Here is an 11619-nt window from a genome sequence, read left to right on the forward strand (position 1 = left end):
GGATTCCTGTTTAAAATTAAATTAATTCCAGTTGAGTTCTTAGGAAAGATCCAGAATACCAATGATTTTTTTTAGCTCCAATTCAAGATTTTCTTTCAATTCATCGGGGTTTGTTTTTGCTTCAAATTCCTTGATCCAATGATAAAACCCATACTTCCACGCTTTGATTTTCGATGCTGACTGAGTTGTGTTTTTGTTCAGGATCAGATCGGGATAATCCCATTGATTTTCACTCAGACCAAAAGAGAATCCTTTGGATACTAATGCTGAGATGGGATTCTCTCTGTTTTTCCCAAGGCGAACAGTGATAAACAGTCCATTTCCATACCAGTTAAGAATTCGGACATTAGCACCATGATTTGGATCGAAATCGCGGATGAGATCAAGCACTTGATAGGGGAATCCCAAGAGGTCGTTTCCTTTGGTAAGTTTGACACCCCTGGATTTGGGAGAGATTTTCTGGAATTCTGCTAAAGAAAAAGAATTTCCAATGGCTTCAAAAATTAATTGAAATTGATTTTTGAGCTGATTTTGCTGTTGGATCAACGCTTTATTTAACCAGAGATGAAGGTCAATTGATTTTTGAGAAGGATCCATTTTACCAACGCAAAAGTGCCGATGCCCAGGCAAATCCTGACCCGAAAGCAGCCAAGCATACCAAATCACCTTCTTTCAATCTCCCTTGCTCCCAAGCCTGTGAGAGTGCGATGGGTATGGTTCCTGCTGTAGTATTGCCGAGGTACATGATGTTGTTGAAGACCTTTTCATCAGCAAGTTGTAATTTCTGCTGAATGTATTGACTGATTCGGAGATTAGCCTGGTGAGGAACCAGCAAGTCAAGGTCATCTTTGGTGAATCCGTTGTGGTCCAAGGCTTCTTGAATCACTTCCATGAATCGTACAATGGCATGTTTGAAAACAGCATTCCCGTTCATCTTCAGGAAAAAATCTCCGCGGTCGATCATTTCCTGGGAAATCCGCACTTTCCCACTACTGCTTGGTGCGATACAATACAGTTCTTCCGCAAATGAACCATCTGCATGCAGGTGGGTACTTAGGATGCCATGTTGCTCTTGATCTACAGCTCCCAAAATCACTGCCCCAGCTCCATCTGCAAATATGACAGCGGAGGATCGTCCTTCATCACTTTTATCCAAAGCTGAAGATTGAATCTCCGCACCTACGACCAAGATTTTCTTGTACATCCCTGACCTGATGAATTGATCGGCCACAGATAGCGCGTAGATAAATCCTGAGCAGGCATTTTTAATATCTATGGCACCGATGCCACTCAATCCCAATTCCCGCTGCAAAAGGACACCATTTCCTGGCAGAAAATAATCTGAGGTGATGGTAGCAAAAACGATAAATTCGATGTCTTTTGCTTCTACTCCGGCTCTTTCCATTGCCAGCCGGCTTGCTTTAGCAGACATATTAGTCACAGTATCTACTCCCGGAGTAAACCAACGCCGTTCGTGGATTCCAGTACGCTCCACGATCCATTCATCCGTAGTATTCATCATTTTAGAGAGTTCCTCGTTGGTTACGATTCGCTCAGGTACATAATGTCCTGCTCCAAGGATTCGAGATTTTTTCATCAGTATTTGGGTCTATCGAAATAAAAATAAAAGGACGCCCAATATCGGAACATCGGTGCATTCTTCAAAAGAAACCTAATCTATTCGAAGGAAAAGGTAAATCAACCGAATAGTGTATAGTTGCCAAATTGGTCCATAGGGGAGGTTCTGCGGATTATTCCTGGGGAATCATTTTGCACAGAATTGACCAAGGGTGACACGGTATAACTTAGCATTAGCTCTCCAGGATAGGGTTGAAGCATGGCCAAAAGCTCCGATTCTGACGTGTACTTATCCAGCCATTTTTTTTCCTGATCTCGTCTTATGATTACCGGCATCCGATCATGGACTTCATTGACGACTTCATTTGGCGTCGTGGTCAGTATGAGAAAAGTGTGATGAGATTCTCCAGAGACAGTTTCATACTCCTCCCAGATGCCAGCAAAGGCAAATGTGTCTTCATCCCTCAGGGTAAAGCGATAGGGAATTTTAGTTTTCTTTCCGAGCTTCTTCCACTCAAAAAATCCATCTGCAGGTACGAGACAACGTCTTTTTTGGAAGGATGTCTTGAAAGAAATCTTTTCGTGAACAGTTTCAGATTTGGCGTTGATCAGTTTTTGTGACACAGGTTTATTATGACCAAAATCCGGGGTAATTCCCCAATAAAAGAACGAAAAGCCTTTTGGGCTATCAGAAGTGATGACAGGCAGAAGTTGTGTTGGAGCAATATTATACCTTGGCTTGAATTCAGGGACCATCTCAGCCTGAAACCGCTCTTCCAATTCAATCTTACTTTTGCTGAGGGAGTATCTTCCGCACATATTCAGGGTATTAAATAGATTTGGGTTGAAGTTAGAGATCGCGGGTTATAAATTCAACTGCCCGAAGCTCTGAGTAATAGCTTTTTTGTCCTGAGGGTCCGGAAAACCCGACGTGCCCCCCATGTTTAGGAAATTCAAAATGCACCTGGTCCAAACTTTTAGCCAGCCTGACAGGAAAACATGTTTCGCTCAGGAATGGATCATTTTGAGCATTCAGCACCAGCGTAGGAACAGTGATCTGATCTAAAAACTGGAGGGAGGAATTGATGCGGTAATATTCTGCTGCATCCGAAAACCCATGCAAGGGTCCAGTGAAATGCTCATCAAAATCTCTCAGGGTTTTAATTTTGCGCAAAAGTCCAACAGGCAATTCTCCTGGGAATGCCAAGGATTTTTTGACCACTTTTTCCTTTAGGGTATTCAGGAATCGCTTTGAATAAATAATGTTTTCTCCGGATGAGATTTTATTGCAGGATGATGCAAGGTCGAGCGGAACCGAGATTGCAACCGCTTTTTTTATTTTGGAAAGGCTGGATTTCTTTTCTCCGAGAAATTTTAGCGTGAGATTTCCACCCAGACTGAATCCTACCAAAAAGATTTCCTGATAGTTTTTGCCCGCATGATTTACCACTGTCTCCAGATCATAAGTGGCGCCACTGTGGTAGAAAATCACCTTGGAATTGAGCTCCTCACTGCATCCCCGGAAGTTCCAAGTAAGTACATCAAAGTCTTTGTACAGAAATTCACGGGCCATTCCCAGCATATAAGGTCTGGTACTATTTCCCTCCAAACCATGGCTGAGGATCACCAATCGCTTGTTTCCTTTCTTATACCAATCCAAATCCAGGAAGTCACCATCTAGCGTTGTTATTCTTTCTCTTTCAGGATTTTGCAATTCAACTTTGCGGAAAAGTGCCGGGTAAATTGTCTCCAAATGTCCACTAAATAGCCATTTGGGTCTCTGATAAAAGCTTTCGGAAGTGAGGGGCATGAATCGAAGCGGCCTAATTCAGCTTGGAAAATACAGGATATAAATTTGAATAAAGCGTTTTTAAAAACTATTTTTGGACACTTTAAAAAACGATAAAGCTCGAAATTACCTATGGCCGAAATAATCAGAATGCCAAAAATGAGTGACACGATGGAGGAGGGGGTGATCGCTTCTTGGCTGAAAAAAGTAGGAGATACTGTTAAGCCTGGAGACATCCTTGCCGAAGTGGAGACTGATAAAGCTACTATGGAGCTTGAGTCCTACGATGAAGGTGTTCTTCTATATATTGGCGTGCAAGAGAAAGACTCAGTACCAGTCAATGGAGTGATAGCCATCATTGGTGAAAAAGGGGAGGATTACGAACATCTACTCAATGGATCTTCACCTAAGCCTGAAGCCAAAAGTGAAGAAGCAAAACCTGAGGCTAAAGAATCAGAACCAACAAAATCCGAAGCTCCTGCAGAAAAAATAGACACCTCATCAATTAATGCAAGGGTCATCTCAATGCCAAAAATGAGTGACACGATGCAGGAAGGTACCATTGCAGCTTGGTTGAAGAAAGTAGGTGATACCGTGAAGTCGGGTGAAATCATCGCTGAAGTGGAAACCGACAAAGCGACAATGGAACTGGAGTCCTATGAAGATGGGGTACTCCTCTACATAGGTGTTGAAGCAGGCGAAAGTGTAGCTGTGGATGGTGTCATAGCTGTAATCGGTGAAAAAGGCGCTGATTATGAGACTTTGCTGAAAGCAAATCAAGGGGGAAATAAAGAATCAGCCCCAGCTCCAACAAAGGACAAAGAAGAGCCGAAGGAGGAACCAAAAGCTGAGAAATCCTCTGAATCTTCCGCTACCTCTAAACCATCCACTGCAGCTAGCGGATCCGCTACCACTGATGGAGAACGCGTAAAGGCTTCGCCTTTGGCTAAGAAAATCGCTGAAGAAAAAGGAGTGGATATCAGAGCCGTATCCGGATCTGGTGAAGGAGGAAGAATCGTCAAGCGTGATGTAGAGAATTTTGTGCCTGCTGTTGCTCCTGCAGCAGCTGTGGCTTCTGCCCCTGGGGCACCTACTACAGCGTTGGGTCAGGAAAGCTTCCGTGAGGAGAAAGTATCTCAAATGAGAAAAGTGATCGCGAAACGTCTTGCTGAGAGCAAGTTTGGAGCGCCACACTTCTACCTCACCATGGAAATCAACATGGACAAAGCCATCGAGGCAAGGAAGAGCATGAATGAGATCTCGCCTGTAAAAATCTCTTTCAACGATATGGTGATCAAAGCGTCGGCAGCGGCTTTGAGACAACATCCAAAAGTGAATTCCAGCTGGTTGGGAGATAAAATTCGCTACAATGACCACATTCACATAGGAATGGCGGTGGCAGTAGAGGAAGGATTGCTGGTACCAGTAATTCGATTTGCGGATCAGCTTTCGCTTTCGCAGATCTCCAATCAGGCAAAAACTTTGGGAGGCAAAGCCAAAAACAAGGAATTGCAGCCAAAAGATTGGGAGGGAAATACATTTACTATCTCCAATCTAGGAATGTTTGGGATCGATGAATTTACAGCGATCATCAATCCGCCTGATGCCTGTATCCTGGCAGTTGGGGGTATCAAAGAAACTGTCATCGTGAAGGATGGCCAAATGAAGATAGGTAACATCATGAAAGTCACACTATCCTGCGATCACCGCGTGGTAGATGGAGCAGTAGGTTCAGCCTTCTTGCTTACATTGAAAAGCCTCCTCGAAGATCCCGTCAGGATTCTTATTTAAAATAATCTGCCAAAAAGTCCTGTTTCCGCAGGACTTTTTGCTTTTGTATGGTTATTGGAGAAGGAGTTATTCAGTTATCGGGAATAAGAGATTAGTGCCACAGGCCTATTTCGTGATTTAGAAATTGTTGATCCCAATTACTCAAAAACCAATAACTTCTATCTCATCTAGACGCCAACTTTAGCCAACCTATAACTTAATTACCAATAACCAACAACTCATTTACTTATAACCAATCATTTTTCACCGTGGAAAAAATCAAATCAACAACCGTAGTCGCGATTCGCCACAATGGGCAAGTAGTCATCGGAGCCGATGGTCAGGCGACATTGGGAAATACTGTAGCAAAAAGCACTGTAAAAAAACTTCGGGTACTTCAGGGAGGAAAAATCGTGACCGGCTTTGCAGGTTCAACTGCAGATGCTTTTACCCTCTTGGAAAAATTCGAGGAGAAACTCGGGGCTTTCGGCAACAATATGAAGCGTGCAGCAGTGGAGTTGGCTAAAGAATGGCGGATGGACCGGATGCTGAGTCGATTGGAAGCGATGATGATCGTAGCCGACAAAGACGATATTCTGATTATTTCCGGGACTGGGGATGTCATAGAACCTGATATGGAAATTGCGACTATTGGATCGGGGAGTATGTTTGCCCAATCTGCCGCTCGTGCCATGAAGCAATTTGCGCCGCATATGAGTGCAGAGGAGATGGTCAGGGAAAGCCTGCACATCGCAGCTGATGTCTGCATCTATACCAATCACAACCTCGTCATCGAAAAGGTGAATCCGTAAATCGATCACAAACCAACCGAAGCTAAATACTTCGGTTTTTTTGTGCCTTTTCCAAACCCCCACCGAGTAATTGATGTTATGTCCTTGAATTGATTTCTTAAGATGGAAACTACAACAACAAAAAAGACTGCAAAGAAAGATTATAGAAAAGTGATCTTGGAAGGATTTGTCGAGCATGTTTTAGAACATGGCAGCACACCCAAGTCAGTTTTCAAATTTGCAAAGGATCTGAAGATGAAAGAGGAAGAGTTTTATACTTATTTCACTTCCTTCGAATCTATTAAATCTGCCATTTGGGTGTCGATCTTCGACAGCACCTTGGAGCAGATCGAATCCCAAGAAGTATTCAAAGAATATAGTGTCAGAGAGAAGTTTCTGAGCTTTCTTTTTACTTGGATCGAAGAACTGAAAAAGAACAGATCCTACCTTCTCAGCTTGTACCAGGACAAGTCCCAATCCATGAAATCTCTTCCTCTGGATGCGAAAGAATTCAAGGAGAAGTTCAAAGATTTCGCCGGCGAGATTATTCTGGAAGGTAAGGAAACGCAGGAAATTGCCAATCGCCCGATCATTTCTGATCAATACGATGAAGCGCTTTGGCTGCAGGTGGCATTTATCTTCAGGTATTGGCTGGATGATCGCTCTCCAAGATTCGAGAAAACAGATGCCGCTATTGAAAAATCCGTCAACTTATCTTTTGATCTGATGGGGAAAAGTGCTTTGGACAGCTTTTTAGACTTTGCAAAGTTCCTTTATCAAAATAAATAATCATGGCCATTAAAGTATCAGAACAGGAAACTATCCCGGTTTCCAAAGTGCAGCGTGCGGCTAAATTTATCTCTACAGGAGCTAAAGTCGGGGGAAACTATGTGAAGCATTATGCCAAAAAGATGGTCAATCCATCGATGGATAAGGAAGAGCTTCACCTGAATAATGCAACCGACATCTATAAATCGTTGAGTGAACTGAAAGGCTCTGCGCTGAAAGTGGCCCAAATGATGTCAATGGACAAAAACTTGCTGCCAAGAGCCTACCAGGATAAGTTTACTATGGCTCAATATTCTGCTCCTCCTTTGTCCTATCCTTTAGTGGTAAAGACATTCCAGAAGTATTTTGGCAAAACTCCTGAGCAGATGTTTGACACATTTACTAGATCAGCTGTAAATGCAGCTTCGATTGGTCAAGTGCATCAAGCCACTCAAAACGGGAAAAAGTTAGCAGTAAAGATCCAATATCCGGGTGTGGCTGATTCTGTGAGTTCTGATTTGAAATTAGTCAGACCTTTTGCCCTTCGCTTGCTCAATATGAATGAGAAAGAGTTGGACCACTATATGGAAGAAGTAGAAGAGCGGCTGGTAGAAGAGACGGACTATGTTTTGGAGGTAGAGCGATCCCGAGAGATTTCTCAGGCCTGTGGACATATTCCAAACTTGAAATTCCCAACCTACTATGATGACTTGAGTTCGGATCGAATCATAACAATGGATTGGATTGCCGGTAAGCATATCAAGGAATGGATGGATACCAATCCTTCTCAAGAATCCAAAAATCAGATCGGTCAAGCTTTGTGGGATTTTTATCACCACCAAGTTCATAACCTGAAGCAGGTCCATGCGGATCCGCACCCAGGTAATTTCATTATTCAGGAAGGCGATCAGTTGGGAATTATTGATTTTGGCTGTGTCAAGGTTATCCCTGAGGATTTCTATCAAGGTTATTTTGCCTTGATCAAAAAGGAATTGTTGATCAATCAAGAGGAATTGGATCAAATTTTCTTCGATCTGGAATTCATTTCAGACAAAGATAATGAGACCGAGCAGGCCTATTTTAAGGGTGTTTTCAGGGAAATGATTTCACTTTTGGGAAAGCCATTTCATGTCGAAAAGTTTGACTTTGCGGATGACAGTTTCTTCGAACAAATCTTCCAGTTAGGTGATCGGATCTCTAATGACAAAATGTTCCGAAAGTCCAGACAAGCAAGAGGTTCCAGACATGGTTTATACATCAACAGAACTTATTTTGGATTATATAATTTACTGAATCAGCTTCAGGCTGAGGTGATAACCACTAAGCCGGATTGGCTGAAATAAGAAAAGCTTTAGAAATACAAGAGGTTGTCTCATAACTGCTGTTTGTCACATTGAGCGTAGTCGAAATGCGGCTGTATTCAATGCAAATGGCCTTCGTACTGCCCAACTCACGTTGGTCAGGTGCTCAGGCTGACACAATCAGGCCTTTTGAGACAACCTCTTTTTTTGTCACACAATTAGAAGTTTTGCTACTTATAATTTAGCGGTATTAATCTAAATTGATTTTTAACCATTAAGGAAATTTAGAAATTAAGAATATCCCATCATCGGTTCAGGATGAGAAAACTAAATGTCCTAAATACTCTGAATGGTTCAAACAAGGAGATTTTGACCTCCTTTTTCTATTTATTTTGAATATGCGACCCGATAAATACAGTTTGCCATGTCATCTGAAATCAGCAAACTTCCATCCGGCAGTTCCTGCACATCGACAGGTCTTCCCCAGACTTCCTGAGAGGCTTCGTCTAGCCAGCCTTTGGCGAAGACTTCCTGACTTGTTACTTTTCCTGAATCATCAATCTTAGCCATCACCACCTCATAGCCTGATTTTTTACTTCTATTCCAGCTGCCATGTTTTGCGATGATCGCTTGATTGTGATAGGATTCGGGAAACATTTCACCTTCGTAAAAGCGCATACCGAGTGGCGCCACATGTGCGCCCAGTTTCGCAGCAGGTGCAACATATGCTGAAGCTTCTTTGCCTTTTGATCCAAACTCCGGGTCCTTTACTGTACCTGCATGCCAGTAGGGATAACCAAAATGTTGGCCATCTTTGGTGACTCGATTGAGTTCGCAGTCCGGTGTGTCATCCCCTAGCATGTCGCGCCCATTGTCAGTAAACCACATTTCCTTGGTCTTTGGATGCCAATCAAATCCCACAGTATTTCGAACGCCATGAGCTACGATTTCTGGTTTGGAGCCGGCTTTGTTTACATCCAAGCGGGTGATGCTTGCAAAAATTTCCTCTTCCGATTCACAGATATTGCATGGCGCGCCGACTGGCACATACAGCTTTCCATCCGGACCAAATGCAATAAATTTCCAACCATGGTGGGTTTCTGTGGGGTATTGATCATACACTACTTCATACTTCGGGTTTCCCAAGGTATTCTGGATGTCCCTGAACCGGAGAATACGGCTCACCTCTGCGACATAGAGATCCCCATCCTTGTAAGCCACGCCGTTTGGCATTTTTAGTCCTTCGGCAAGGATGTATTTTGTCTCCGCTTTTCCATCTCCATTTTCATCCACGAGCGCATAGACGTTTTTTTCTTGGCGGTTACCCACAAATACAATCCCATTGTCTGAAATCGCCATCGATCGGGCATTGGGAACATCCGCTGCCCAAACTTCTATTTTGAAGCCTTGCGGAAGCTTAATTCGGTCGAGTTGGACATCTGCTTTTGCATTGTTGATGGCCTGCTTATTGTTTCCGTCAATAATCTGAGATTTCGGATTTTTACCTTGACAGCTGGCTTGAATGGATACCAAGCCAATAAAAAGGCCGAAAACTAGGTTTTTGGAGTTTTTCATAAGTTGTGATTTGGAAAATTAAGCTAAACAATCTGAGAATGTTTTCCCAGTGAAGGTGTATAAACGGGTTAATGGTTATTTTTGCGCCATGCTTTCAATCAGTAACCTATCCTATTTCATCGGCGGGCGACCGCTCTACGAAAACGCCAATCTTCACATCAAGCCAAAAGACAAAATCGGACTCGTTGGTCAAAATGGGACCGGTAAGTCGACTTTGCTTAAAATCATCATTGGAGATTACCAGCCTACCACAGGAGAAGTACAAAAGGCAAAGGACTGTACAATCGGTTTTTTGAATCAGGATTTGCTCTCATTTCAGTCAGATGAAAGTATCCTCAATGTGGCTTTGGCTGCATTCAAAGAAACGCTACAGCTTCAGGATGAGATTGATGCCATTTTGAAAAAAATGGAAACTGACTATTCGGAGGAAATCATCAATCGGCTGGCCTTTCTTCAGGATCGATTTGAATCGAATGAAGGCTACACGATCAAAGCAAAAGCTGAGGAAGTCTTGGAAGGTATTGGGTTTCAAACTTCGGATCTGGACAAGCCTTTGCGGACTTTTTCGGGAGGCTGGAGAATGCGCGTGATGCTGGCCAAACTTCTCTTGGAAAAGCCATCACTTCTGATGCTCGATGAACCAACCAACCACCTGGACTTACCTTCCATTCAATGGGTTGAAAATTACCTGAAAAACTATGAAGGGGCAGTGATTGTGGTTTCCCACGATCAGACATTTCTGGATAATTGCATCAGTTCCACGGTGGAGGTTGCCAATCAGTCCTTGACCTTGTATCCGGGGAATTACTCGTTTTATAAGGAGGAAAAGAAGATTCGAATGGAACTGCAGAACAATGCCTATGAGAATCAGCAGCAAATGATCAAGCAGACGGAGCGCTTCATTGAGCGCTTCCGTGCCAAAGCGACTAAGTCAAATCAAGTCCAATCCCGCATCAAAGCTTTGGACCGTCTGGATCGTGTAAGCGAGGTGGTAAATGACGAAGCTTTCGTGAATTTCAAATTCAAGTTTTCTCAGAAGTCAGGTAGGGATGTGGTGGTTTTGGATCATGTGTCCAAAGCATATGGGGACTTGGTTATTTTGAAAAATACAACTGCCCGAATCGAAAGGGGAGACAAAATAGCCCTGATCGGAGCAAATGGAAAGGGAAAATCCACCCTTCTTAGGGTCATTGATGGCACGGAGAAGATAGAAGGGGATCGAAGCGAAGGACATAATGTGATCAAAGCCTTTTTTGCGCAGCACCAGCTGGAAGCCCTGACCTTGGATAATGAAATCATCCAAGAAATGGCCCAAGCCGGAAGTAAAAAAACCGAAATGGAATTGCGTGGGGTTTTGGGTTGTTTCCTTTTTTCTAATGAAGAAGTGTACAAGAAAATCAAAGTACTTTCTGGAGGCGAGAAATCTCGTGTGGCTCTGGCGAAAACTTTGATTTCAGAGGCGAATTTTCTTCTGCTAGATGAACCGACCAACCACCTGGATTTCCAGTCGGTCAATATTCTCATTCAGGCACTTCAGCAATATGAAGGCACATTCATTACCGTTTCCCACGATCGACATTTTATCAAAGGGGTGGCCAATAAGATCTGGTACATCGAGGATAAAGAGATCAAAGAATATCCGGGAACGTATGACGAGTATGAGTTTTGGAAAAGTCAACAGTTGGAAGTAAAAACGGTACCGAATCCTACTGAAAAAATCGAAAAGAAACCTCAGCCAATCGCTCCAAAATCAAGCCCTGAGGCAGTGCAAGCGAAGAAGGATATAAAAAAACTAGAGGAACAGCTCTCAAAAATCGAAAAAGAAATTGAGTCTCTGGAACTCCTGAAATCTGAAACTGAGGAAAAAATGGCTGATCCTGAAATTTATGTAGATGAGGTAAAAGCACAGAAACTTCAGGATAGTTACCAGAGTATTCAAAGTAGTCTTTATGAATTGAATGCAAAATGGGAAAATCTGGTTGATCAGATTTCTTCATTGCAGGAATTGGCAGGATAATAGCCTTTGCTTTTGGGCTAAATTCTTTAT

The 11619-nt window shown here is 42.9% G+C and carries 10 protein-coding genes; 5 read left to right on the top strand and 5 right to left on the bottom strand.

Annotation, left to right across the window (positions count from 1 at the left end):
- Positions 1–39: 39 nt before the first annotated feature.
- From DK188_RS03555 to DK188_RS03570, 4 genes are all read right to left on the bottom strand, one after another.
- Positions 40–597, bottom strand: a complete 558-nt coding sequence (locus DK188_RS03555; protein WP_111669432.1) for a hypothetical protein — start codon at positions 595–597, stop codon at positions 40–42.
- Between the two features lies 1 nt (position 598).
- Positions 599–1597 (bottom strand): 3-oxoacyl-ACP synthase III family protein, encoded by a 999-nt coding sequence (locus DK188_RS03560; protein WP_111669433.1) that lies wholly within the window; start codon positions 1595–1597, stop codon positions 599–601.
- A 101-nt stretch (positions 1598–1698) separates the two neighbouring features.
- Positions 1699–2397 carry an SOS response-associated peptidase gene (locus DK188_RS03565; protein WP_111669434.1) on the bottom strand — a complete coding sequence of 233 codons (699 nt, stop codon included), beginning with the start codon at positions 2395–2397 and terminating at the stop codon, positions 1699–1701.
- A 31-nt stretch (positions 2398–2428) separates the two neighbouring features.
- Positions 2429–3388: a YheT family hydrolase gene (locus tag DK188_RS03570; protein ID WP_111669435.1), complete on the bottom strand. Its 960-nt coding sequence runs from the start codon at positions 3386–3388 to the stop codon at positions 2429–2431.
- Between the two features lie 111 nt (positions 3389–3499).
- Here DK188_RS03570 and DK188_RS03575 point away from each other — a divergent pair, with 111 nt between their 5' ends.
- The 4 genes from DK188_RS03575 to DK188_RS03590 all read left to right on the top strand — a co-directional run bounded on the left by DK188_RS03575 (position 3500) and on the right by DK188_RS03590 (position 8039).
- On the top strand, positions 3500–5158 hold the full coding sequence (locus DK188_RS03575; RefSeq protein WP_111669436.1) for a pyruvate dehydrogenase complex dihydrolipoamide acetyltransferase: 1659 nt from the start codon (positions 3500–3502) through the stop codon (positions 5156–5158).
- 248 nt (positions 5159–5406) lie between these two features.
- Positions 5407–5949, top strand: a complete 543-nt coding sequence (hslV, locus tag DK188_RS03580) for an ATP-dependent protease subunit HslV (protein WP_111669437.1) — start codon at positions 5407–5409, stop codon at positions 5947–5949.
- A gap of 102 nt (positions 5950–6051) precedes the next feature.
- Positions 6052–6717: a TetR family transcriptional regulator C-terminal domain-containing protein gene (locus tag DK188_RS03585; RefSeq protein WP_111669438.1), complete on the top strand. Its 666-nt coding sequence runs from the start codon at positions 6052–6054 to the stop codon at positions 6715–6717.
- A 2-nt stretch (positions 6718–6719) separates the two neighbouring features.
- Positions 6720–8039, top strand: coding sequence for an ABC1 kinase family protein (locus DK188_RS03590; RefSeq protein ID WP_111669439.1), 1320 nt, complete (start codon positions 6720–6722; stop codon positions 8037–8039).
- 345 nt (positions 8040–8384) lie between these two features.
- Here the strand turns inward: DK188_RS03590 and DK188_RS03595 are convergent, their stop codons facing one another.
- Positions 8385–9572, bottom strand: coding sequence for a PQQ-dependent sugar dehydrogenase (locus DK188_RS03595; RefSeq protein WP_111669440.1), 1188 nt, complete (start codon positions 9570–9572; stop codon positions 8385–8387).
- An 88-nt stretch (positions 9573–9660) separates the two neighbouring features.
- Between DK188_RS03595 and DK188_RS03600 the strand changes: the two genes are divergently transcribed.
- Positions 9661–11589, top strand: coding sequence for an ABC-F family ATP-binding cassette domain-containing protein (locus DK188_RS03600; RefSeq protein WP_111669441.1), 1929 nt, complete (start codon positions 9661–9663; stop codon positions 11587–11589).
- Positions 11590–11619 lie beyond the last annotated feature (30 nt).

The organism is Algoriphagus litoralis (genome assembly GCF_003259255.1).
GTDB classification, from domain to species: Bacteria; Bacteroidota; Bacteroidia; order Cytophagales; family Cyclobacteriaceae; genus Algoriphagus; species Algoriphagus litoralis.

Excerpts from the sequence above, each read along its gene's own strand:
- DK188_RS03565 (WP_111669434.1), bottom strand. The coding sequence starts at position 2,397 with ATGTGCGGAAGATACTCCCTCAGCAAAAGTAAGATTGAATTGGAAGAG.
- DK188_RS03560 (WP_111669433.1), bottom strand. The coding sequence starts at position 1,597 with ATGAAAAAATCTCGAATCCTTGGAGCAGGACATTATGTACCTGAGCGA.
- DK188_RS03600 (WP_111669441.1), top strand. The coding sequence starts at position 9,661 with ATGCTTTCAATCAGTAACCTATCCTATTTCATCGGCGGGCGACCGCTC.
- DK188_RS03575 (WP_111669436.1), top strand. The coding sequence starts at position 3,500 with ATGGCCGAAATAATCAGAATGCCAAAAATGAGTGACACGATGGAGGAG.
- DK188_RS03585 (WP_111669438.1), top strand. The coding sequence starts at position 6,052 with ATGGAAACTACAACAACAAAAAAGACTGCAAAGAAAGATTATAGAAAA.
- DK188_RS03595 (WP_111669440.1), bottom strand. The coding sequence starts at position 9,572 with ATGAAAAACTCCAAAAACCTAGTTTTCGGCCTTTTTATTGGCTTGGTA.
- DK188_RS03570 (WP_111669435.1), bottom strand. The coding sequence starts at position 3,388 with ATGCCCCTCACTTCCGAAAGCTTTTATCAGAGACCCAAATGGCTATTT.
- DK188_RS03590 (WP_111669439.1), top strand. The coding sequence starts at position 6,720 with ATGGCCATTAAAGTATCAGAACAGGAAACTATCCCGGTTTCCAAAGTG.
- DK188_RS03555 (WP_111669432.1), bottom strand. The coding sequence starts at position 597 with ATGGATCCTTCTCAAAAATCAATTGACCTTCATCTCTGGTTAAATAAA.